The sequence below is a fragment of the Telluria sp. AIW5 genome, assembly GCF_056680575.1.
On the sequence record NZ_CM155289.1, the window covers coordinates 361,105 to 381,726 of the forward strand.

Sequence of the window (20,622 nt, forward strand, 5' to 3'; positions counted from 1 at the left end):
GGGTCTCCTTCGCACGGCCGCCTTTTGCACACAGCTTACAGGCCACTCATCCTGATGGTTGTTACAGGATGTTTCAGCCGATCCGCGCTTGGGGGAATTTGACCGGCTCGAGCTGGCCATGGCCGGCGTCGGGGTCGGCTTGCGCTTCGGCTTCCGCCGCCGCCACATCGTCGTCGGTCATCGGGCCGGTGCCGCTGTACTTGTCGAGGTAGAGGTAGATGACGGGCGTGATGTAGAGCGTGATCACCTGCGAGAAGATCAGGCCGCCTACCACGGCCAGGCCCAGCGGCTGGCGCAGTTCGGCGCCGGCGCCGATGCCCAGCGCGATCGGCAGCGCGCCCATCATCGCGGCCAGCGTCGTCATCAGGATCGGACGGAAACGCAGGATACACGCTTCGCGAATCGCTTCGCCCGGCGTCATGCCGGCATTGCGCTGGGCGTCGAGGGCGAAGTCGATCATCATGATCGCGTTCTTTTTCACGATACCGATCAGCATCAGGATGCCGATCATCGCGATCAGGGTCAGGTCCTTGTTGAAGATCCACAGCGTGAGCAAGGCCCCGACCGCCGCCGACGGCAGGCCGGCCAGAATCGTCAGCGGGTGGATATAGCTCTCGTACAGGCAGCCGAGCAGCACGTAGATGACGCCGATCGCGGTGATGATGAGGATCAGCTGGCTCGACTGCGTGTCCTGGAACACGGCCGCGTCGCCGCCATACTGCGTGATGACGGACGCCGGCAGCTTCATGTCGCGGCCCATCTGTTCGATCGCCGCGGTGGCGTCGCCCAGCGGTACGCCCGGCGCCAGGTTGAAGGCCAGCGTGATCGCCTGCAACTGCCCCTGGTGGTTGATCGCGATCGGGCCGACCGTGCGGCGCACGCTCGCAAAGCTCGACAGTTTTACCAGCTGGCCCGATTTTGCGCGTACCGACACCTTCGACAAGGCATCGTCGTAATAGCGGTCGGCTGCGGCCGCTTCCAGGATCACGTAATAGCTGGCCGCGCTCGAATAGATGGTCGAGACCTGGCGCTCGCCGAACGTGGCGTACAGCACGGTGCGCACGTCGGCCATCTGCACGCCGAGCAGCGCCGCCTTGTCGCGGTCGATGTCGAGGGTCGCTTGCAGGCCGCGGTTCTGCGAGTCGCTGGTGACGTCGCGGAATTTCGGGTCGGCGCGCATGCGCTCGAGGAACTGGTCGGCCCACCCGCCGATTTCGCCGCCGGACACGCTTTGCAGCGAGTACTGGTAGCGGCTCTTGCTCGGGCGTCCGCCCAGCTGCAGGTTCTGCACCGGCGCCATGTACACCTGAATACCGGCGATGTTGCGCGTCGCCTTGCGCAGTTCGTCCTGCACTTCCGCGATGGCCGGGCGCTTGCTGCGCGGCACCAGCACCAGGAACATGCGGCCGCTGTTGCCGCCGCCGGTGAACGAGGTCACGCTCTCCACGCTCTTATTCGCGCGCATCACGTCGACGACCTTGTTCTGCAGTTCCAGCAGGCGTGCCGACGAGGTGTCTTCGGCCGTTTCGACGGTCACGCGCAGCTGGCCCAGGTCTTCTTCGGGGAAGAAGCCTTTTGGCATGGTCGAGTACAGGAAGATCGTCAGCACCAGGGTGCCCAGCGCCAGCATCAGGACCACGAAGCGGTGGCGCAGCGCGATGTCGAGGGTGCGGGCATAGCCGTCGCGCACGCTCGTAAACATCGCCTCGAAGCGGCGGCCGACCCAGGACATTTCATGCGGCTCGACGTGGCCGCCGCCCTTCAGCAGGCGCGAGCACAGCATCGGCACCAGGGTCAGCGATACGGCCGCCGAGACCAGCACGGCAAGACCCACCATCACCGCGAATTCGCGGAACAGCAGGCCGATCACGCCCGGCATGAAGAAGATCGGAATAAACACGGCGACCAGCGAAATCGAGATCGAGATAATCGTAAAACCCATCTCGCGCGAACCGACGAGGGCCGCGTGGAAAGGCTTTTTACCCAGTTCCATGTGGCGCACGATGTTTTCCAGCACCACGATCGCATCGTCGACCACCAGGCCGACAGCCAGCGTAATGCCCAGCAATGAAATATTGTCGAGGCTGTAGCCGAAGGCATACAGCAGCGACAACGCACCCAGCAGCGAGATCGGCACGGTGACGGCGGGAATCAGGGTGGCGGTCAGGCGGTGCAGGAACAGGAAGATGACCAGGATGACCAGCACGATGGTGCCGGCCAGCGTGATGTTGACGTCGTGGATTGCTTCGCGGATCGAGACCGAGCGGTCGTTGACCAGGCTGATCTTGATCGAGGCCGGCAATTGCTGTTCGAATTTCGGCAGCAGGGCGCGCACCGCGTCGACCACCTGCACGGTGTTCGCGTTCGGCTGGCGCTGCACCATCAGCACGATCGAGCGCTCGCCGTTCAGGCTGCCGGCCGCCTTGACGGACTGGTAGCTATCCTCGACTTGCGCCACGTCCTGCAGGCGTACCGGCATGCCGTCGCGGGTGGCGATGATCAATTTGGCGAAATCGGCCGCCTTCATCAGCTGGGCGCCGCCCTGGATGGTGAGCGTTTGCGCCGGACCGTCGAGCACGCCCAGCGGCGCATTCGAGTTGGCGGCGCGCAGTGCGGTCGCCAGTTCGTCCATCGAGATATTGCGCGCGTTCATCAGGTCGGACTTGGCGCGCACGCGCACGGCGAAACGCTTCTGGCCGTTGACGCTGACCTGGGCGATGCCCGGCAGGGTCGAGATCGCCGGCGAGATCATGTTCTCGGCGTAGTCGTTCAGTTCTGCCAGGCTCATCGAGGGCGAGGTCATGTGCGCGAACAGGATCGGGGCGTCGGCCGGATTGACCTTGCGGTAGGACGGCAAGTCCGTCATTTCCAGCGGCAGCTGGCGCTGGGCGCCCAGCAGCGCCGCCTGGACGTCGACGGCGGCCTTGTCGACATCGATTTTGGTGTCGAATTCCAGCGTCAGCGAGGTGTTGCCCTGGGTGCTGGTCGAAGTGATGAGCTTGATGCCGGCGATCGTCGAGAACTGCTTCTCGAGCGGCAGCGCGACCGACGAGGCCATCGTCTCCGGGCTCGCGCCCGGCAGGTTGGCGTTGACGTTGATGACCGGCGTGTTATAGCTCGGAAGCGCCGCCACCGGGATGTGCATGTAGGCCAGCACGCCGACCAGCACCAGGCTGATCGACAACAGCACGGCCATGACCGGACGGCGGATACACAGTTCGGACAAATTCATGCCGCTTTATCCTTTCCCGCTTGGGACACACCTTGCGAACCTTGCGTGCCTTGCGGCTTCGCGCCTGCCACCGGGGCGCCGGCCGACCGGACTTTCCCGCCCGGGCGCAGGTTCTGCTTGCCTTCGGTAATCACCTGCTCGTTGCCGGCGAGACCGGTCACGGCGGCATTCAGGCCGAACGCATACTGGCGTGCAATCGGCACCTGGCGCGCGGTGCCATCCTTCTCCATGACGTAGACGAAGGTGCCCTGGGCGTTGATGATAATCGCATTTTGCGGAATCACCACGGCGTCCTTGATCGTGCGCACCGTCACGCGCGTGTTCACGTATTGCCCCGGCCACAGCAGGCCGTCGCTGTTGCCGAACTGCGCTTTCACGCGGATGGTGCCGCTGGTCGGGTCAACCGTGTTGTCGACAAAACTGAGTTCGCCGCTGACTGGCTTGGCATCGCCGCCGGTGCTTGCTTCCACGGTCACTTTACCCTGCTTCTGGGCGGCCAGCAGCGAGCCGAGGTTCGCTTCCGGCAGCGTGAAGGCGACGTCGATCGGGTCGAGCTGGGTGACGGTGGTGAGCGAGGTGGCCGGCTGGACCAGGCTGCCCGGATAGACGTTGATGGCGCCGACGCGGCCGGCCATCGGCGCGCGGATGCTGGTGTAGCTGGCGTTGACCTGGCGGGCGCGCACGGCGGCGCTGCTGGCGGCCAGGGCGGCGCGGGCGCCTTCGACCTGGCTTTTCAGGGTGTCGACGGCGCTCTGCGCCAGGAATTTCTGGGCAACCAGGTCCTGGCTGCGCTTGTACTGGCGCTCGAGGTCGGCGAGGGTCGCGCGGCCGCGCGCCACGTCCGCTTCGGCCTGGGCCACGCTGGCGCGGTCGCTGCGGTCGTCCAGCGAGAACATCAGCTGGCCCGCTTTCACGAACTGGCCTTCCTTGATGTGGACTTCCCGGATCGTGCTCGTCGTTTGCGGACGCAGGTCGACGGTGCGCTGCGGCGTGACGGTGCCGTTCGCGGCCACGTCGACACCGACATCCTGGCGCTGCGGCGTGATCACGTTGACGGTGGTCGGCGGCTGGGCCCCGCCCTTGCCGCCCGCGCCGCCACGTGCGCTTTCCGCTTCGGCATGGGCGCCCCGGTTCATGTACCAGGCGCCGCCTGCCCCAGCGGCCACGAGGATGGCGATCAGTGCGAGAGTGTTCTTTTTCATTCAGGTCCCTTACCGCGCGTGTCGGCGGCTTTATCAGTCAATAGGTGCGATGAGGTGGATTAATCAGTATGACAGCTGCATGTGACAGCGCCAGAGTGAGGCGCTTATTTTCCGGGATAGTACTCCGGCAGCATTAACGTCACTTCCAGGCCGCCGTCGGGATGGTTCGCCAGCGCGATGCTGCCGCCGTGCTGTTCGGCGATGTTGCGGGCGATCGTCAGGCCCAATCCCGTACCGCCCGATTCGCGCGAGCGCGAAGTTTCGACGCGATAAAACGGGTCGAACACACGGGTTTGTTCTGCCTGCGGAATGCCGGGTCCGGCGTCGCGCACGCGGATGCGCGCCGCGCCGTTCACGCGGTCGGCCGTCACTTGCGCCTGCTGGCCGTATTTCACCGCGTTGTCGATCAGGTTGCCCAAGCAGCGGCGCAGGTCGAGCGGACGGCCCAGCAGCGCCATGCCCGAGCGGCCGGACAGCGTGACGGCCTGGCTGGCGTCGGCGGCATCGTCGCAGACGGAGTCGAGCAGCGAATCGAGGTCGATACACTGCATGCTTTCGGTGGTGTCCATGCTGCGCGCCAGGTCGAGTCCTTCGCGCACCATCGCCTGCATCGCCGACAGGTCGCCGATCAGGCGCTCCTGCAGTTCGCTGTCCGACACTTTTTCCAGGCGCAGGCGCATGCGCGTGAGCGGCGTCTGCAGGTCGTGGGTGATCGCGGCCAGCATTTGCGTGCGCTGGAAGATGTACTGGCGGATGCGCGCCTGCATCGCATTGAAGGCGGCGCTGGCCTGGCGGATTTCGCTCGCCCCCGTGAGGTCGAGCGGCGCGCGGTTGATGTCGTTGCCGAGGTCCTGCGCGGCCTGCGCCAGCTGCTTCAACGGACGGGTCGTCATGCGCGCGACCAGGTAAGCCAGGATGGCGATGCTGACAAAAAACAGCGCCAGCACGGCGCGGTAATCGGTCTCGGCGGCGACGAGCGAGCGCGGCGGCAGCACCGCCAGGTGCAATTGCTCGCCGTCGCGCAGGCGCACGTTCAGGCTTTCACAGGCGCCGCGCCATTCGGCGCTGAGCAGGCCGTACAGCAGCGGCATGCGCGGCGGATGGGCACATGCCGCCGGCGGCGTCAGCGCGGCAGCGATCTGGTAGCCCTTGCCGAGGCGGTCGGACAGGGTTTTCGCGAAGGTCGTCGTCTGGGTGGCGGACGGGTGCGGCGCGCCGGTTTCGAGCAGCAGGCCGGGACGGTTGGCAACGCCGAGATAGGCGCGCCGGGCCGAGGTCGGCACGATCTCGGTTGCCATGATGAGTTGCTCGGCACGTTCGATCAGGTTCTGGTCGCGCGCGCGCTCGAGCACGCGCTGGCGCTCGACGTCGGCCAGCCACTGGGTCAGCGCGGCCGATATCAAAATACCGAGGAGCAGGGTTGCAAAGACACGGCCCGTCATCGAGCCGAGGAACGCTTTCACGTGGTCGGCTCCACGGTTACCTGGCCGGCCAGCACGTAGCCGCCGTTACGCACGGTCTTGATAATTTGCGGCATGCGCGCGTCTTCGCCCAGCTTCTGGCGCAGGCGGCTGATCTGGATGTCGATCGAGCGGTCGAACGGATCGGCGTCGCGGCCTTGCGTGAGGTTCAGCAGCTGGTCGCGGTTCAGGACGCGGTTCGGGTGCTCGAGGAAGACGCGCAGCAGGCGGAATTCGGCGCCCGAGAGCATGATCACCATGCCGTCGGGATTGAGCAGGTGGCGTGCGGTGAGGTCGAGCGTCCAGCCGGAAAAACGCATCTGCTGGACGTTCTCGGCCGGGGCGTTGGACGGCATCGCATGCGAGCGGCGCAGCACGCTGCGGATGCGCGCCAGCAGTTCGCGCGGCTCGAAGGGTTTCGGTAAATAATCGTCGGCGCCCATCTCGAGGCCGAGGATGCGGTCGAGCGGCTCGTTTCTCGCCGTGAGCATGATCACCGGCAGGCTGGAGGTGGCGCGCAGCTTGCGGCACAGCGTCAGGCCGTCGTCGCCCGGCAGGTTCAGGTCGAGCACGATCAGGTCGGGGCGCGACTCGTCGAGGATCTTCCACATCGCGACGCCGTCGGCGGCGGCCAGCGCGCGGTAGCCGTTCGACTCGAGGTAGTCGGCCAGCAGCTGGCGGATGTCGCGGTCGTCGTCGACGATGAGGATGGTAGAGGGATTATCCATGGCTGCGATTATCCTTGCTTCTATCGGGCATGAACAGCGTGTTTGTATCCGTATGTATATGAAATAACGAAGGAAACATATTGATACAAAGAGTGTGGCAGGGGACACGCTGGGCTTACATTTATTCGCGATGATAGATCCCGTGCAGAGACAAGTTGATGCACACAACCGACTGACTCACACACCCAAGAGGACCTGGAAATGAACACGATTCGCAAAAATGTCTTGATCGCCCTGGCCGCCTTCGGCATCGCCGGCGCCGCTGTCGCCCAGACCGCCGCCGTGCAGCCAACGCAAGGCCGTCATGCCCACGCCGTCAGCGCCGAACAGCGTGCAGCCTTCAAAGCCGAGCACCAGGCCAGGCGCGCCGAACGCCAGGCGCAACATGCCGCCAAACTGCGTGCCGAGTTGAAGCTGACGGCGCAGCAGGAACCGGCCTTCGCCGCCTTCCTGGCAGCGGGCAAGCCGGCCCAGCGCCAGGACGTCCATGCCGGCGCCGACCGCGCGAAGCTCGCCGCCCTGTCCGCGCCCCAACGCCTGCAGCAGCGCATCGAGCGCCAGAAGCAGCGCACCGCCCGCATGGAGGCACGCCTGGCCGCCCTGAACAACCTGTACGCCGTGCTGACGCCGGAACAGAAACAGGTGCTGGATAGCAAAGCGATGCGCTTCGGCGGCAGGCATCGCGGTCACCGCCGCCACGGCGGCGAGCGCGGCGCCGCCGTGCAAAGCTGATCGGTTTTACGCAGTACGAAAAAGGAGGCTTCGGCCTCCTTTTTTTCGTCTTGCGGCGCTATTGAGCGGACCCAAGGGCCAGGTTTGCCTTGATGCGGCTCGCCCCCGATGGGCCGATATGCCGCCCGCTGTGCGCCCGCATCATTCCAGCCGCGACAGCGATCCCAGGAATTTGCGTGCATCCTGGTAGCCGATGACGCGGCTGTCGCCGATCTCGCGGCCCTGGGCGTCGAAGAAGATGATGCCCGGCGGCCCAAACAAACCAAACCGTTTCAGCATCGCCTTGTCGGCGGCATCGTTGGCGGTCACGTCCACTTGCAGCAGCAGCGTATTCGTCAGTTTCGCCTGCACGGCCGGGTCGACAAAGGTCAGCTTTTCCATTTCCTTGCACGAGACGCACCAGTCGGCATAGAAGTCGAGCATGGCCGTCTTGCCGCTGTTCGCGGCGAGCGCCGCATCGAGGTCGGCGACGGTCTTGACGCGCTGGAAAGCCAGCGCATGCTTCGGCGTACCAGTCAGATGCGCCAGCGGGGCCAGCGGATCGCGTCCGCCCGTCGCTGCGCCGACCAGCTGCAGCGCGCCGAGGATGCCGAATGCCAGGCCGCAGGCCATCGCCGCCCAGTGCCCGCGCCGGCTCAGCAAATACACGCCATAGCCGAGCAGCAGGGCCGCCCACGACAGCATCTGCAGCAGCAGCGGCAGCACCGGCGACACCAGCCACAGCGCCATGCCCAGCATCAGCACGCCGAAGAAACGTTTGACGGTTTCCATCCAGGCGCCCGCGCGCGGCAGCAGCGAGCCGGCCGACACGCCGACCAGCAGCAGCGGGATGCTCATGCCGATCGCCATCGAGAACAGCGCGGCGCCGCCGACCAGCACGTCGCGCGTCTGGCTGATGTAGACCAGGGCGCCGGCCAGCGGCGCGGCCACGCAGGGGCCGACGATCAGGGCGGAGATCGCGCCCATGACGAACACGCCGGCCAGCTTGCCGGACGCCTGGCGGTTCGACGCGCCTGCCAGCCTGCTTTGCATCGCCGCCGGTACCTGCAGCTCATACAAGCCGAACATCGACATCGCCATCGCGACGATCAACAGGGCAAACGCGCCCAGCACCCAGGGATTCTGCAGGGCCGCGGCCAGTCCTTCCCCGACCAGGCCGGCGGCGACGCCGAGCGCCGTGTAGACGATCGCCATTCCGAGCGAATAGGTCACCGACAGCAGCAGGCCGCGCGAGCGCTTTGTCTTGCCGCCCTCGCCCACGACGATGGACGACAGGATCGGCACCATCGGCAGCACGCAAGGGGTAAACGCGAGACCCAGGCCGAGCAGGGCGAAGGCGGGAACGATGGCGAGCAGGCGGCCGCCTTGCAGGATGGCGTCGATGCCGGCCATTTCGGAGGGAGCGGCGGCCCTGTTCGGCGGCGCGGGATTGCCGGGTGGCGCCTGATTGCCCCCTGAGGCGGCGGGTGCTGCGGGGCTGGCTGCGGGGTCGCTGCTTCGAGCAATGGACGAGGCGGGGTTAGCCGGCCCTTCGCTGAGCGGCGCGGAGGACAGTCCGATCGATGCAGGCGGCTGCTGCGCGCTCGCGCCGATCGGCAGCGGCGGCGTGGACACCGCGCCGCCGGCCGTCAGGGGCGCGCTGTGTTGTTGCGGCGGATAGCACAGGCCGGCGTCGGCGCAGCCCTGGCTGGTGGCCTCCAGCGTGAATGCGCTGCCGCTCTCGACGGGAATGCGGATCGTCACGGTGCCGTGATAGGTCTCGACGTTTTTCTCGAAGGTCTGGTCGTACTTGACCTTGCCCGGCGGGATCTGCGGCTCGCCCAGCTTCGCCCCGCTTGCCGTAAATTTAAAACGCTCGCGGTACATGTAGTAGCCGTCGGCGATCGTGTAGGTCACGACGGCGGTACGTTCGCCGTCCATGCGCGCGGAGAACTTGAAAGCCTGCGCCGGGTCGAGGAAATCCTGGGCGCGGCTCGGTACAGCGAACAGCGTGATGGACACGAACAGCAGCGTCAGCGCAGCCAGCAGGCGCATGGGCGCTTCACGAAAACGGGTGATGAACATGACTTCCTTTGATGAACACGGCGCAGCAGAATGGTACACCGGCCGTGTGCGGAGGGGGAATGTGACCGCGAAGGGCTCCCTCCCCGCTTGCGTACAGGCGAAAAAAAACCAGGCACGAGGCCTGGTTCTTTTATTCGCACGAAGCGATTACTCAGCGGTCGGAGCGTCGTCAGCCGAGGTGACTTCCGGACGATCCAGCAGTTCGACATACGCCATAGGCGCGTTGTCGCCCACGCGGAAACCCATTTTCAGGATGCGCAGGTAGCCGCCGTTACGGTTGGCGTAACGTGGGCCGAGTTCGGCGAACAGCTTCTGCACCATTTCGCGGTCGCGCAGGCGGGCGAATGCCAGGCGCTTGTTTGCCAGCGTGTCGGTCTTGCCCAGGGTCAGGATCGGCTCGATGACGCGACGCAGTTCCTTGGCTTTTGGCACGGTGGTTTTGATGGCTTCATGACGCAGCAGGGAAACGGTCATGTTGCGCAGCATGGCGAGACGGTGGGACGAAGTACGGTTCAGCTTGCGAAGGCCGTGACGGTGACGCATGGTAATTCCTTTCGAGTGTATAAAATCCAGTTCTTCGATCGTTCATGCAAATGCATGACCGCGGACCGGTTATTAAGGGTTAAGACTATCCGGACAACGGTGTCCGGATAGGTAGAGCAAATTACTTTTCCAGACCAGCAGGAGGCCAGTTTTCCAGCTTCATGCCCAGGGTCAGGCCGCGCGAAGCAAGAACTTCCTTGATTTCGTTGAGCGACTTGCGGCCCAGGTTCGGCGTCTTGAGCAGTTCGTTTTCCGAACGCTGGATCAGGTCGCCGATGTAGTAGATGTTTTCTGCTTTCAGGCAGTTTGCCGAACGGACCGTCAGCTCCAGGTCGTCGACCGGACGCAGCAGGATCGGATCGACCAGCGGAGCACGCGATGGCGCTTCGGCGGCGGCTTCCGTGCCTTCCAGGGCAGCGAACACGTTCAGCTGGTCAACCAGCACGCGTGCCGACTGGCGGATCGCCTCTTCCGGGGTGATGACGCCGTTGGTCTCGATGTTGATGATCAGCTTGTCGAGGTCGGTACGCTGTTCGACACGGGCCGATTCCACTGCGTACGAAACGCGGCGCACTGGCGAGAACGAAGCGTCCAGGATGATGCGGCCGATCGTCTTGTTCGTGTCTTCCGACAGGCGACGCACGTTACCTGGCACATAGCCACGGCCTTTTTCGACCTTGATCTGCATGTCCAGCTTGCCACCGGCGGTCAGGTGAGCGATCACGTGATCCGGGTTGACCAGTTCCACATCATGCGGCAGATCGATGTCCGATGCCAGCACGGCGCCTTCGCCTTCCTTTTTCAGGGTCAGGGTCACGGAGTCACGGTTGTGCACCTTGAACACGACGCCCTTCAGGTTCAGCAGCAGGTCGACGACGTCTTCCTGCACGCCGTCGAGCGACGAGTACTCGTGCACGACGCCGGCGATGGTGACTTCGGTCGGCGCGTAGCCGATCATCGACGACAGCAGGACGCGACGCAGGGCATTGCCCAGCGTGTGGCCATAGCCGCGCTCGAATGGCTCCATCACGACTTTGGCGTGACCGGCACCGAGTGCTTCGACATCGATGATACGTGGCTTCAACAAACTATTTTGCATGAAATGTCCTTTTCAATACCCTCGGCTCGTTACACCGATAAGGCTGATGGCATGTTTAAGAATTCTTGGAAATACAAACGCCCGCTCGGTGAAGAGCGGGCGACATAGCCGACTAACGATTAACGCGAGTACAGTTCGACGATCAGTGCTTCGTTGACGTCGGCGGCGATCTCGTTACGCTCTGGGAACGAACGGAAGGTGCCTTCCATCTTCTTGGCGTCAACCGACACCCAGCTCGGCATGCCGATCTGTTCTGCCAGCGACAGCGCTTCGACGATACGCACTTGCTTCTTCGCCTTTTCGCGAACGGCGATGACGTCGCCGGTCTTGACAGCGTACGAAGCGATGTTCACGACGTTACCGTTCACGGTGAACGCCTTGTGGCTCACCAGCTGGCGCGCTTCAGCGCGGGTCGAGCCGAAGCCCATGCGGTAGGTGACGTTGTCCAGGCGCGATTCCAGCAGCTTGAGCAGGGTTTCGCCGGTGTTGCCTTTTTTACGCGACGCTTCTGCGAAGTAGCGGCGGAACTGGCGCTCGAGGATACCGTACATGCGCTTGACCTTCTGCTTTTCGCGCAGCTGGTTGCCGTAGTCCGAGGTGCGGGCACCCGACTTGACGCCGTGCTGGCCTGGCTTGACGTCCAGTTTGCACTTCGAGTCGAGCGAGCGGCGTGCGCTCTTGAGGAACAGGTCAGTGCCTTCACGGCGCGACAGTTTTGCTTTTGGTCCGATATAACGTGCCACGTTGAATCCTTTGATGTATTAATCACGCCCCAGAGGCATCCCGAGGATGCGACAGGCGCTAGTCCGACCCATTGATGAGCGGACGTGGCTGAAAACATCACCCCGAGCGAAAGCCAGAGGCGACAACAGCCGGGCAGTATACCCGAATTCGGGCAACTGCACCGGCATTTACTTCTACGACGGCGCCAAGGCGCTCGTCCTAAAACAACAGGGCTACCGCAGCAGCCCGGCTGAATTTAGATACGACGACGCTTTGGAGGACGGCAGCCGTTGTGCGGAACTGGCGTCACGTCCTGGATCTCGGTGATCTTGATACCCAGGTTGTTCAGTGCGCGGACAGCCGATTCACGGCCTGGGCCTGGGCCCTTGATGCGCACTTCCAGGTTCTTCACGCCGCTTTCCTGTGCGACCTTGCCGGCTGCTTCAGCAGCGACCTGAGCCGCGAACGGGGTCGATTTACGCGAGCCTTTGAAGCCTGCGCCACCCGACGTTGCCCACGACAGGGCGTTGCCCTGGCGGTCGGTGATCGTGATGATCGTGTTGTTGAACGAAGCGTGGACGTGGGCGATGCCCTCAGCCACGTTCTTCTTGACTTTCTTGCGGACGCGCGCTGCTGCTGCGCTGCTTTGTTGCTTGGCCATGGTCGGTTCCTAGATTATTTCTTCAACGATTGAGCGGCCTTGCGCGGACCTTTGCGGGTACGTGCATTGGTGCGGGTACGCTGACCGCGCACTGGCAGACCCTTACGGTGACGCATGCCGCGGTAGCAACCCAGATCCATCAGACGCTTGATGTTCATGGACAGTTCGCGGCGCAGGTCGCCTTCCACGACAAACTTCGCGACTTCGTCACGCAGCTTCTCGAGTTCGTTGTCGTCCAGGTCCTTGACCTTCTTGTTGGTCGCGATACCAGTCGCGTCGCAGATTTTCTGCGAACGTGGACGGCCAACACCGTAGATCGCCGTCAGGCCGATAACAGTGTGCTGATGATTTGGGATGTTAACCCCTGCAATACGTGCCATTCGTTATTCCTCTTAACCTTGACGCTGCTTGTGACGCGGCTCGACGCAGATCACGCGGACCACGCCCTTGCGCTTGATGATCTTGCAGTTGCGGCAGATCCGCTTGACTGAAGCATTAACTTTCATTTTGTACTCTCTTCCTGGTGAGTTTACTTAATATTTTTTACTTGGTGCGGAATACGATGCGCGCCCGGGACAAGTCATACGGCGTCAACTCGACCGTTACCTTGTCGCCCGGGAGGATGCGGATATAGTTCATCCGCATTTTACCCGAGATATGCCCCAGGACCACATGCCCGTTTTCCAGCTTTACGCGAAATGTCGCATTTGGGAGATTCTCGAGAATCTCGCCTTGCATTTGGATGACGTCGTCTTTTGCCATTCGGTCTCTTCACTCCCCGCTTATCGCGTCGGAATTCCGCCCTTGAAATTCGCCTTGCGCAGCAGCGATTCATATTGCTGCGACATGACGTAGTTCTGCACTTGTGCCATGAAGTCCATCGTTACTACCACGATGATCAGGAGCGAGGTGCCGCCGAAATAGAAAGGAACTTTCCAGAACGACTGCAGGAACTCCGGCACCAGGCACACGAGGGTGATGTAGACCGCACCAGCCAGGGTCAGGCGCATCAGGATCTTGTCGATATAGCGAGCGGTCTGGTCGCCTGGGCGAATGCCCGGGACAAACGCGCCGCTCTTCTTCAAGTTGTCCGCCGTTTCCTTGCTGTTGAATACCAGCGCGGTATAGAAGAAGCAGAAGAAGATGATCGCCACCGCATACAGCAACGCGTGGATCGGCTCACCGGCACCAAGCGACGCAGCCAGGTCCTTCAGGAAGCCGATGAACGGGCCGCTGGAGTCCTTGCCTCGCGTGTACCAGTCCACGATCGTCGCCGGGAACAGGATGATCGAGGAGGCGAAGATCGGCGGGATCACGCCGGCCATGTTCAGCTTCAGGGGCAGGTGGCTGGTTTGGCCACCGTACACCTTGTTGCCGACCTGGCGCTTGGCGTAATTCACGAGGATCTTGCGCTGTCCACGCTCAACGAACACGACCGCATACGTCACCAACACCACCAGGATAACGATGAAGATCGCGGCGATGCTGCTGATCGAACCGTTCGACACCAGGGTGAACAAGCCACCCAGCGCCGCCGGCAGACCGGCTGCGATACCGGCAAAAATAATGATCGAAATGCCGTTGCCGAGGCCACGTTCGGTAATCTGCTCGCCCAGCCACATGAGGAACATGGTGCCGGTCAAGAGGGTCACGACCGTAACGAAGCGGAAGCCCATGCCTGGGTCGATCACGAGGCCCTGCTGGGCTTCGAGCGCGACGGCGATGCCGAACGCCTGGAACAGAGCCAGTGCCACCGTGAAGTAACGGGTGTACTGGGTGATCTTGCGGCGCCCTGCTTCGCCCTCTTTCTTCAGCGCTTCGAGCTGTGGCGAGACGATCGACCCCAGCTGCATGATGATCGAAGCCGAAATGTAGGGCATGATCCCGAGTGCGAACACGGTAAAGCGGGACAAGGCACCACCCGAGAACATGTTGAACATGCCCAGGATGCCGCCTTCGTTCTGCTTGAACAGCGACGCTAACGCAATCGGGTCAATCCCGGGAACCGGGATATGGGCACCGATGCGGTACACGACCAACGCGCCAAGCAAAAACCACAACCGACCCCAGGGGAAGCCGGCAGCGGCACTTTTACCAAGTTGTGAATTAGTCGCCAATTTTTGCTCCGATCAGGCAGCGATCGCTTTAAGCGACCGAACCGCCAGCTGCTTCGATGGCCGCTTTCGCGCCCGCGGTCGCCTTCAGGCCCTTGAGGTTCACCGCTTTGGTGATCTCGCCCGACAGGATGACGCGCACGTCGCGCGCCAGCACCGACAGGATGCCTGCTTGCTTGAGCACCATGATGTCGACATCGCCGACGGCCAGGTTGTTCAGGTCCGACAGACGCACTTCAGCCTTGAACGTTGCGTTCAGCGACTTGAAGCCACGCTTAGGCAGACGACGCTGCAGAGGCATCTGACCGCCTTCGAAGCCGACTTTGTGGAAACCGCCCGAACGCGACTTCTGACCCTTGTGACCGCGACCGGCGGTCTTGCCCAGGCCGGAGCCGATACCGCGGCCGACGCGACGCTTGTAGTGCTTGGCGCCGTCAGCTGGTTGAATGGTATTCAATTCCATTGTTTTCTCCGTTAGGTAAGCCCGAAGGCTTACCCGACTACTTTAACGAGGTACGAGACTTTGTTGATCATGCCACGCACCGACGGGGTGTCCTGCAACTCGGAAACCGAGTTGACGCGACGCAGACCCAGACCACGCACCGTAGCGCGGTGATCCTGACGGGTGCCGATCAGGCCCTTGACCAGTTGTACTTTGATGGTGTTTGCCATTGTCTTCACCTTAACCGATGATGTCTTCGACCGACTTGCCACGCTTGGCGGCGATGTCGGACGCGGTGCTCATCTTCGACAGACCGTCGAGGGTAGCGCGCACCAGGTTGTATGGATTCGACGAGCCGGTCGACTTGGCGACGACGTCGGTGACGCCCATCACTTCGAAGATAGCGCGCATTGCGCCACCAGCGATGACGCCGGTACCAGGCTTAGCTGGCATCATCATGACGCGCGAGGCGCCGTGACGACCCGAAACGGTGTGGTGCAGGGTACCGTTCTTGAGGGGCACCTTGATCAGGTTGCGGCGGGCTTCTTCCATCGCTTTTTGCACGCCGACTGGAACTTCCTTCGACTTGCCTTTACCCATGCCGATGCGGCCATCGCCGTCACCGACAACGGTCAGCGCTGCAAAACCCATGATACGACCACCCTTGACCACTTTGGTCACGCGGTTGATCGCGATCATTTTTTCGCGCATGCCATCATCCGGCTTGTCGCTTGCCATTTTCGCTTGCATTTTTGCCATGACGATTCTTCCTTAGAACTTCAGACCGGCTTCACGCGCGGCTTCCGCCAGCGCCTTCACACGACCGTGGTAACGGAAACCGGAGCGGTCGAACGCCACTTCGGTGATCCCTGCTTGCAGTGCTTTCTCTGCGACGCGCTTGCCAACCAGGGCAGCAGCGGCAGCGTTGCCGCCCTTGCCGCTTTGACCTGCCAGTTCGGCGCGCACGTCTGCTTCCAGCGTCGAAGCCGAAACCAGGACCTTCGCATCCGGGCTGATCAGGTTCGCATAGATGTGCAGATTGGTGCGGTGAACCGACAGACGGTTCACGCCCTGCTGCGCGATCTTGATGCGGGTTTGGCGTCCGCGGCGTAGACGCGATTCTTTCTTGTCCATCGTCAGCTCCGATTATTTCTTCTTGGTTTCTTTAAGCTTCACCACTTCGTCCGAATAACGGACACCCTTGCCTTTGTAAGGCTCAGGGGAGCGGTAAGCGCGCACTTCTGCAGCAACCTGACCAACCTTTTGACGATCGATACCCTTGATCAGGATCTCGGTCGGGGTTGGGGTCACCGCGGTGATGCCTTCAGGCATCGCGTGCAGCACCGGGTGCGAGAAGCCCAGGGACAGGTTCAGGGCGTTGCCCTGCACTGCTGCCTTGTAGCCCACGCCGACCAGGTTCAGCTTCTTTTCGAAGCCTTTGGTCACGCCGGTCACCATGTTGTTGACCAGGGCGCGCAGGGTACCCGACATGGCGTTCGATTCACGGGAATCGTCCACCACGTCAAAGCTCAGCGTGCCGTTGTTGTTTTCAACCTTGACCAGGCCGTTCAACGGCTGGGTCAGGGTGCCCAGTGGGCCTTTGACCGTGATCGCTGCTGCGCTGATCGCCACTTCGGCGCCAGCTGGTACAGCGATAGGCATCTTAGCTACTCGAGACATCGTCTACTCCTTAAGCTACGTAGCAGATAACTTCGCCGCCGACGCCAGTGGCGCGGGCTTTGCGGTCAGTCATCACGCCTTGCGGGGTCGAGACAATCGCGACGCCCAGGCCGTTCATCACGGTTGGGATCTCGTCTTTGCCTTTGTAGACACGCAGGCCAGGACGGGACACGCGCTCGATGCGCTCGATAACCGGACGGCCGGTGTAATACTTCAAACCGATTTTCAGTTCCGACTTGCCACCTTCGGTGGACACGGCGAAATCCTCAATGTAACCCTCGTCCTTCAGGACGTTGGCAATGGCAACCTTGACTTTCGACGACGGCATTGCGACCGTGGTTTTCTGAACAGTTTGTGCGTTGCGAATGCGGGTCAGCATATCGGCGATAGGATCGCTCATACTCATTGCTTATTCTCCTATTACCAGCTGGCTTTGGTCATACCCGGAATTTCGCCCTTCATGGCGAATTCGCGGAGTTTGGTACGGGCGAGGCCGAATTTACGGAACGTGCCACGTGGACGGCCGGTGATGGCGCAGCGGTTACGCTGGCGGGTCGGGGCCGAGTTACGCGGCAGCGCCTGGAGTGCCAGGCGTGCTTCGTATTGCTCTTCAACCGATTTCGACTGGTCGTTGATGGTCGCCTTCAGAGCTGCACGCTTTGCGGCGAATTTCTCCACCAGGTCTGCACGCTTCTGTTCGCGGTTAATCAGTGCAAGTTTTGCCATGCTCTTAGTTCCTGAACGGGAATTTGAAGGCGGCGAGCAGCGCTTTGGCTTCATCGTCGGTCTTAGCGGTCGTGGTGATCGAGATGTTCATGCCACGCAGCGCGTCGATCTTGTCGTAATCGATTTCAGGGAAGATGATCTGTTCCTTGACACCGATGTTGTAGTTGCCACGACCATCGAACGAGCGACCATTGACACCACGGAAGTCACGCACGCGCGGCAGGGCCACGGTGATGAAACGGTCCAGGAACTCGTACATACGGGCGCCGCGCAGGGTCACCATCGTACCGATCGGGTAGCCTTCGCGGATCTTGAAACCTGCGATTGCCTTGCGCGACTTGGTGGTCACTGGCTTCTGGCCGGCGATCTTGGTCAGGTCGCTGACAGCGTGCTCGAGCACTTTCTTGTCGGCGATCGCTTCACCAACACCCATGTTCAGGGTGATCTTGGTCAGGCGTGGCACTTCCATCACCGACTTGTAGCCGAATTTTTCGGTCAGGTCAGCGACGACTTTGTCTTTGTAGAATTGTTGGAGACGGGCCATGTTCTTACACCTTCACTTCTTCGCCGGAAGACTTGTAGACGCGGACTTTCTTGCCGTCCTGGTCTTTGAAGCCTACGCGGTCAGCCTTGCCGGTCGCGGCGTTGAACAACGCGACGTTGGAGACGTGAATCGGCATCGTCTTGTCGACGATACCACCTTGGACGCCGGTCATCGGGTTTGGCTTGACGGCCTTCTTGGCAACGTTCACGCCTTCGACGATCACGTGCTCGGCGTCGACGCGACGCGAAACCACGCCACGCTTGCCCTTGTCTTTACCGGCCAAAACGATGACTTCGTCGTTTTTACGAATCTTATCCATTGCGACTCCTTACAGTACTTCAGGTGCCAGGGACACGATCTTCATGAACTTTTCAGTGCGCAGCTCGCGCGTCACTGGTCCGAAGATACGGGTGCCGATCGGTTCCAGCTTGGCGTTGAGCAGCACTGCGGCATTGCCGTCGAACTTCACCAGGGAGCCATCTTGGCGGCGCACACCTTTAGCGGTACGCACAACCACAGCGTTATAAATTTCACCTTTTTTGACGCGGCCACGTGGCGCAGCAACCTTGACGGTTACTTTGATGATGTCGCCAATGCTCGCATAACGGCGCTTGGAGCCGCCCAACACCTTGATGCACAAAACTTCTTTTGCACCAGTGTTGTCGGCCACTTCGAGCCGGCTTTCAGTTTGAATCATAGTATTTTCTTTCCCAACTTAAGCCGAAGAAATCCCACGGTGAACCGTAGGCCTGCGGTCAGTCTTGGTCCCGCCGTAGCGCCCCTGCTGGAGCATTACGATTGGGTGATTGGACTTTCCAATTACTTCGTACAGGCCGCAGTTACCGAGGAACACAAACTGCGGCAACACATGAACGAAGCCCGCTAGTATCTCAGATACCAGCGGGCCACGCAAGACAAATTTTTAGTGCTTACAGTACCTGTGCGACCTGCACAACACGGGTAACAGTCCAAGCCTTCGTCTTCGAAATCGGGCGACCTTCCGCGATCTCGACCGTGTCACCGGTCTTGGCCTGGTTGGTCTCGTCGTGCGCGTGATACTTGTTCGAGCGCACGATGATTTTGCCGTACAGCGGGTGCTTCACGTGACGTTCGATCAGTACGGTCACCGTCTTGTCCATTTTGTCGGACACGACTTTGCCGACCAGCGTACGCTTCAGCGCCGTTTTAGTGGTGTCGTTCATTTGGCTTCCTTCTGGTTCATCACAGTCTTCACACGCGCGATGTCGCGACGTACTTTCTTGAGCTGCGCGGTGTTGCCCAGCTGCTGGGTAGCGATTTGCATGCGCAGGCCAAACTGGGCCTTCAGCAGCTCACTCAGCTCCTTTTGCAGCGCTTCCTGGTCCTTGCCGCGGAGTTCCGTTGCTTTCATATTCAACTCCTGTTATTGGCCGACCTGGCGCACGACGAACGTGGTAGCCAGTGGCAGTTTGGCAGCGGCCAGGCGGAATGCTTCGCGCGCCAGTGTTTCGTCGACGCCGTCCATCTCGTACAGGACTTTGCCTGGCTGGATTTCAGCGACGTAGTATTCCGGATTACCTTTACCGTTACCCATACGGACTTCGGCCGGCTTGTTCGAAATCGGCTTGTCCGGGAAGATACGGATCCAGATACGACCGCCACGCTTGATGTGACGGGTCATGGCGCGACGTGCTGCTTCGATCTGGCGGGCGGTGATACGGCCGCGGGCAACTGCCTTCAGACCGAATTCGCCGAACGAGACCGCGGTGCCGCGGGTGTGCGAAATGCCGGTGTTACGGCCTTTCTGCTCTTTACGATACTTCCTGCGCGATGGTTGCAGCATGCTTATTCTCCTGCTTTCTCAGCTGGTGCAGCAGCGGCCGGGGTCGCGGTTGCCAGCTTGACGGCTGGACGCGCACGCACGGTTGGGGCTGCAGTACCTGGACGGGCGCCGCCAGCCGGACGTGGGCCGCGCGATGGCTTGCCATCGTCACGACGTGGGCCGCGTGGCTTCTTCTCATCTGGCGGGGTGTCGATGACTGGAGCTTCGCCGGTGACCGAACGGTCGCCCTTGTAGACCCAGACCTTGACGCCGATGATGCCGTAGGTGGTCGATGCTTCGCTGGTGCCGTAGTCGATATCGGCGCGCAGGGTGTGCAGAGGCACACGGCCTTCGCGGTACCATTCGGTACGTGCGATTTCGATGCCGTTCAGGCGGCCCGACGACATGATCTTGATGCCGACGGCACCCAGACGCATGGCGTTTTGCATGGCACGCTTCATCGCGCGGCGGAACATGATGCGCTTTTCCAGCTGCTGCGAGATCGAATCGGCGATCAGCTGCGAGTCGATTTCCGGCTTGCGGATTTCTTCGATATTGACGTGCACGGGCACGCCCATGATCTTCGCCAGCGAAGTCTTCAGCACTTCGATGTCTTCGCCTTTTTTACCGATCACGACACCTGGACGCGACGAGTAGATGGTGAAGCGCGCGTTCTTGGCTGGACGCTCGATGACGATGCGGCCGACCGAAGCGTTCTTCAGCTTCTTCTTCAGGAAAGCGCGTGCTGCCAGATCTTCCTGCAGCATTTCAGCGAAGTTGCCGTTGCCGGCGTACCAGCGCGACGCCCAGTTACGGGTGACGGACAGGCGGAAGCCTGTTGGGTGAATCTTCTGTCCCATCGTGTGACTCC

At 61.8% G+C, this 20,622-nt stretch carries 28 protein-coding genes; 1 reads left to right on the top strand and 27 read right to left on the bottom strand.

Annotated elements, in window-relative coordinates; all coding sequences use genetic code 11:
- Positions 1-73 precede the first annotated feature (73 nt).
- From AC1MEM_RS01585 to AC1MEM_RS01600, 4 genes are all read right to left on the bottom strand, one after another.
- Positions 74-3,232 carry an efflux RND transporter permease subunit gene (locus AC1MEM_RS01585; RefSeq protein WP_499474943.1) on the bottom strand — a complete coding sequence of 1,053 codons (3,159 nt, stop codon included), beginning with the start codon at positions 3,230-3,232 and terminating at the stop codon, positions 74-76.
- A complete protein-coding gene (locus tag AC1MEM_RS01590) occupies positions 3,229-4,434 on the bottom strand; it encodes an efflux RND transporter periplasmic adaptor subunit (protein WP_499474944.1) in 1,206 nt (401 codons plus the stop codon). The genes AC1MEM_RS01585 and AC1MEM_RS01590 overlap by 4 nt, the downstream gene beginning before the upstream one ends.
- Positions 4,435-4,538: 104 nt before the next feature.
- A complete protein-coding gene (locus tag AC1MEM_RS01595; protein WP_499474945.1) occupies positions 4,539-5,897 on the bottom strand; it encodes an ATP-binding protein in 1,359 nt (452 codons plus the stop codon).
- The gene (locus AC1MEM_RS01600) at positions 5,894-6,622 is read right to left on the bottom strand and encodes a response regulator (RefSeq protein WP_499474946.1); all 729 of its coding nucleotides are present in this window, start codon (positions 6,620-6,622) and stop codon (positions 5,894-5,896) included. The genes AC1MEM_RS01595 and AC1MEM_RS01600 overlap by 4 nt, the downstream gene beginning before the upstream one ends.
- Before the next feature lie 201 nt (positions 6,623-6,823).
- Here AC1MEM_RS01600 and AC1MEM_RS01605 point away from each other — a divergent pair, with 201 nt between their 5' ends.
- On the top strand, positions 6,824-7,354 hold the full coding sequence (locus AC1MEM_RS01605) for a Spy/CpxP family protein refolding chaperone (protein WP_499474947.1): 531 nt from the start codon (positions 6,824-6,826) through the stop codon (positions 7,352-7,354).
- 141 nt (positions 7,355-7,495) lie between these two features.
- Here the strand turns inward: AC1MEM_RS01605 and dsbD are convergent, their stop codons facing one another.
- The 23 genes from dsbD to rpsC form a co-directional block, all read right to left on the bottom strand.
- Positions 7,496-9,418, bottom strand: coding sequence for a protein-disulfide reductase DsbD (gene dsbD, locus AC1MEM_RS01610; RefSeq protein ID WP_499474948.1), 1,923 nt, complete (start codon positions 9,416-9,418; stop codon positions 7,496-7,498).
- A gap of 147 nt (positions 9,419-9,565) precedes the next feature.
- Complete coding sequence (gene rplQ / locus AC1MEM_RS01615) at positions 9,566-9,961, bottom strand: 50S ribosomal protein L17 (protein ID WP_192056821.1); 396 nt, start codon at positions 9,959-9,961, stop codon at positions 9,566-9,568.
- Between the two features lie 121 nt (positions 9,962-10,082).
- Positions 10,083-11,060, bottom strand: coding sequence for a DNA-directed RNA polymerase subunit alpha (locus tag AC1MEM_RS01620; protein ID WP_499474949.1), 978 nt, complete (start codon positions 11,058-11,060; stop codon positions 10,083-10,085).
- 119 nt (positions 11,061-11,179) lie between these two features.
- The gene (gene rpsD / locus AC1MEM_RS01625; protein ID WP_193687458.1) at positions 11,180-11,803 is read right to left on the bottom strand and encodes a 30S ribosomal protein S4; all 624 of its coding nucleotides are present in this window, start codon (positions 11,801-11,803) and stop codon (positions 11,180-11,182) included.
- Between the two features lie 236 nt (positions 11,804-12,039).
- Positions 12,040-12,444: a 30S ribosomal protein S11 gene (gene rpsK, locus AC1MEM_RS01630; protein ID WP_005663404.1), complete on the bottom strand. Its 405-nt coding sequence runs from the start codon at positions 12,442-12,444 to the stop codon at positions 12,040-12,042.
- 14 nt (positions 12,445-12,458) lie between these two features.
- A complete protein-coding gene (gene rpsM / locus AC1MEM_RS01635) occupies positions 12,459-12,824 on the bottom strand; it encodes a 30S ribosomal protein S13 (RefSeq protein ID WP_056337616.1) in 366 nt (121 codons plus the stop codon).
- A gap of 12 nt (positions 12,825-12,836) precedes the next feature.
- The gene (rpmJ, locus tag AC1MEM_RS01640) at positions 12,837-12,950 is read right to left on the bottom strand and encodes a 50S ribosomal protein L36 (RefSeq protein ID WP_005663407.1); all 114 of its coding nucleotides are present in this window, start codon (positions 12,948-12,950) and stop codon (positions 12,837-12,839) included.
- Between the two features lie 37 nt (positions 12,951-12,987).
- Positions 12,988-13,206: a translation initiation factor IF-1 gene (gene infA / locus AC1MEM_RS01645; protein ID WP_005663428.1), complete on the bottom strand. Its 219-nt coding sequence runs from the start codon at positions 13,204-13,206 to the stop codon at positions 12,988-12,990.
- A 20-nt stretch (positions 13,207-13,226) separates the two neighbouring features.
- Positions 13,227-14,561, bottom strand: coding sequence for a preprotein translocase subunit SecY (gene secY / locus AC1MEM_RS01650; protein WP_499474950.1), 1,335 nt, complete (start codon positions 14,559-14,561; stop codon positions 13,227-13,229).
- A gap of 28 nt (positions 14,562-14,589) precedes the next feature.
- Positions 14,590-15,021 carry a 50S ribosomal protein L15 gene (gene rplO / locus AC1MEM_RS01655; protein ID WP_123069948.1) on the bottom strand — a complete coding sequence of 144 codons (432 nt, stop codon included), beginning with the start codon at positions 15,019-15,021 and terminating at the stop codon, positions 14,590-14,592.
- Between the two features lie 29 nt (positions 15,022-15,050).
- Positions 15,051-15,230 (bottom strand): 50S ribosomal protein L30, encoded by a 180-nt coding sequence (rpmD, locus tag AC1MEM_RS01660; protein WP_056337609.1) that lies wholly within the window; start codon positions 15,228-15,230, stop codon positions 15,051-15,053.
- 10 nt (positions 15,231-15,240) lie between these two features.
- Positions 15,241-15,759, bottom strand: a complete 519-nt coding sequence (gene rpsE / locus AC1MEM_RS01665) for a 30S ribosomal protein S5 (RefSeq protein WP_193687461.1) — start codon at positions 15,757-15,759, stop codon at positions 15,241-15,243.
- 12 nt (positions 15,760-15,771) lie between these two features.
- Complete coding sequence (gene rplR, locus AC1MEM_RS01670; protein WP_454166490.1) at positions 15,772-16,134, bottom strand: 50S ribosomal protein L18; 363 nt, start codon at positions 16,132-16,134, stop codon at positions 15,772-15,774.
- A 12-nt stretch (positions 16,135-16,146) separates the two neighbouring features.
- Positions 16,147-16,680 carry a 50S ribosomal protein L6 gene (gene rplF / locus AC1MEM_RS01675; RefSeq protein ID WP_499474951.1) on the bottom strand — a complete coding sequence of 178 codons (534 nt, stop codon included), beginning with the start codon at positions 16,678-16,680 and terminating at the stop codon, positions 16,147-16,149.
- 10 nt (positions 16,681-16,690) lie between these two features.
- Complete coding sequence (gene rpsH, locus AC1MEM_RS01680; RefSeq protein ID WP_192056827.1) at positions 16,691-17,086, bottom strand: 30S ribosomal protein S8; 396 nt, start codon at positions 17,084-17,086, stop codon at positions 16,691-16,693.
- 14 nt (positions 17,087-17,100) lie between these two features.
- Positions 17,101-17,406, bottom strand: a complete 306-nt coding sequence (rpsN, locus tag AC1MEM_RS01685) for a 30S ribosomal protein S14 (RefSeq protein WP_499474952.1) — start codon at positions 17,404-17,406, stop codon at positions 17,101-17,103.
- Positions 17,407-17,410: 4 nt separating this feature from the next.
- The gene (gene rplE, locus AC1MEM_RS01690; protein WP_499474953.1) at positions 17,411-17,950 is read right to left on the bottom strand and encodes a 50S ribosomal protein L5; all 540 of its coding nucleotides are present in this window, start codon (positions 17,948-17,950) and stop codon (positions 17,411-17,413) included.
- A 4-nt stretch (positions 17,951-17,954) separates the two neighbouring features.
- Positions 17,955-18,269 (bottom strand): 50S ribosomal protein L24, encoded by a 315-nt coding sequence (gene rplX / locus AC1MEM_RS01695; protein ID WP_056337594.1) that lies wholly within the window; start codon positions 18,267-18,269, stop codon positions 17,955-17,957.
- A gap of 9 nt (positions 18,270-18,278) precedes the next feature.
- Positions 18,279-18,647, bottom strand: a complete 369-nt coding sequence (rplN, locus tag AC1MEM_RS01700) for a 50S ribosomal protein L14 (RefSeq protein ID WP_005663451.1) — start codon at positions 18,645-18,647, stop codon at positions 18,279-18,281.
- Positions 18,648-18,879: 232 nt separating this feature from the next.
- Entirely contained in the window at positions 18,880-19,152 is a 273-nt protein-coding gene (rpsQ, locus tag AC1MEM_RS01705) for a 30S ribosomal protein S17 (RefSeq protein WP_020655684.1), read from the bottom strand.
- Positions 19,149-19,340 (bottom strand): 50S ribosomal protein L29, encoded by a 192-nt coding sequence (gene rpmC, locus AC1MEM_RS01710; RefSeq protein ID WP_379724242.1) that lies wholly within the window; start codon positions 19,338-19,340, stop codon positions 19,149-19,151. Before rpmC ends, rpsQ begins: the two co-directional genes overlap by 4 nt.
- Positions 19,341-19,352: 12 nt before the next feature.
- Positions 19,353-19,772, bottom strand: a complete 420-nt coding sequence (gene rplP, locus AC1MEM_RS01715; protein WP_145653055.1) for a 50S ribosomal protein L16 — start codon at positions 19,770-19,772, stop codon at positions 19,353-19,355.
- Positions 19,773-19,774: 2 nt separating this feature from the next.
- A complete protein-coding gene (gene rpsC / locus AC1MEM_RS01720) occupies positions 19,775-20,611 on the bottom strand; it encodes a 30S ribosomal protein S3 (protein WP_499474954.1) in 837 nt (278 codons plus the stop codon).
- Positions 20,612-20,622: the final 11 nt, after the last annotated feature.

Bases quoted from the DNA above. Each gene is read 5' to 3' on its own strand.
- AC1MEM_RS01585 (WP_499474943.1), bottom strand. From the start codon at position 3,232: ATGAATTTGTCCGAACTGTGTATCCGCCGTCCGGTCATGGCCGTGCTG.
- AC1MEM_RS01590 (WP_499474944.1), bottom strand. From the start codon at position 4,434: ATGAAAAAGAACACTCTCGCACTGATCGCCATCCTCGTGGCCGCTGGG.
- AC1MEM_RS01600 (WP_499474946.1), bottom strand. From the start codon at position 6,622: ATGGATAATCCCTCTACCATCCTCATCGTCGACGACGACCGCGACATC.
- AC1MEM_RS01605 (WP_499474947.1), top strand. From the start codon at position 6,824: ATGAACACGATTCGCAAAAATGTCTTGATCGCCCTGGCCGCCTTCGGC.
- dsbD (WP_499474948.1), bottom strand. From the start codon at position 9,418: ATGTTCATCACCCGTTTTCGTGAAGCGCCCATGCGCCTGCTGGCTGCG.
- rplQ (WP_192056821.1), bottom strand. From the start codon at position 9,961: ATGCGTCACCGTCACGGCCTTCGCAAGCTGAACCGTACTTCGTCCCAC.
- AC1MEM_RS01620 (WP_499474949.1), bottom strand. From the start codon at position 11,060: ATGCAAAATAGTTTGTTGAAGCCACGTATCATCGATGTCGAAGCACTC.
- rpsK (WP_005663404.1), bottom strand. From the start codon at position 12,444: ATGGCCAAGCAACAAAGCAGCGCAGCAGCAGCGCGCGTCCGCAAGAAA.
- rpsM (WP_056337616.1), bottom strand. From the start codon at position 12,824: ATGGCACGTATTGCAGGGGTTAACATCCCAAATCATCAGCACACTGTT.
- rpmJ (WP_005663407.1), bottom strand. From the start codon at position 12,950: ATGAAAGTTAATGCTTCAGTCAAGCGGATCTGCCGCAACTGCAAGATC.
- infA (WP_005663428.1), bottom strand. From the start codon at position 13,206: ATGGCAAAAGACGACGTCATCCAAATGCAAGGCGAGATTCTCGAGAAT.
- rplO (WP_123069948.1), bottom strand. From the start codon at position 15,021: ATGGAATTGAATACCATTCAACCAGCTGACGGCGCCAAGCACTACAAG.
- rpmD (WP_056337609.1), bottom strand. From the start codon at position 15,230: ATGGCAAACACCATCAAAGTACAACTGGTCAAGGGCCTGATCGGCACC.
- rpsE (WP_193687461.1), bottom strand. From the start codon at position 15,759: ATGGCAAAAATGCAAGCGAAAATGGCAAGCGACAAGCCGGATGATGGC.
- rplR (WP_454166490.1), bottom strand. From the start codon at position 16,134: ATGGACAAGAAAGAATCGCGTCTACGCCGCGGACGCCAAACCCGCATC.
- rplF (WP_499474951.1), bottom strand. From the start codon at position 16,680: ATGTCTCGAGTAGCTAAGATGCCTATCGCTGTACCAGCTGGCGCCGAA.
- rpsH (WP_192056827.1), bottom strand. From the start codon at position 17,086: ATGAGTATGAGCGATCCTATCGCCGATATGCTGACCCGCATTCGCAAC.
- rpsN (WP_499474952.1), bottom strand. From the start codon at position 17,406: ATGGCAAAACTTGCACTGATTAACCGCGAACAGAAGCGTGCAGACCTG.
- rplE (WP_499474953.1), bottom strand. From the start codon at position 17,950: ATGGCCCGTCTCCAACAATTCTACAAAGACAAAGTCGTCGCTGACCTG.
- rplX (WP_056337594.1), bottom strand. From the start codon at position 18,269: ATGGATAAGATTCGTAAAAACGACGAAGTCATCGTTTTGGCCGGTAAA.
- rplN (WP_005663451.1), bottom strand. From the start codon at position 18,647: ATGATTCAAACTGAAAGCCGGCTCGAAGTGGCCGACAACACTGGTGCA.
- rpsQ (WP_020655684.1), bottom strand. From the start codon at position 19,152: ATGAACGACACCACTAAAACGGCGCTGAAGCGTACGCTGGTCGGCAAA.
- rpmC (WP_379724242.1), bottom strand. From the start codon at position 19,340: ATGAAAGCAACGGAACTCCGCGGCAAGGACCAGGAAGCGCTGCAAAAG.
- rplP (WP_145653055.1), bottom strand. From the start codon at position 19,772: ATGCTGCAACCATCGCGCAGGAAGTATCGTAAAGAGCAGAAAGGCCGT.
- rpsC (WP_499474954.1), bottom strand. From the start codon at position 20,611: ATGGGACAGAAGATTCACCCAACAGGCTTCCGCCTGTCCGTCACCCGT.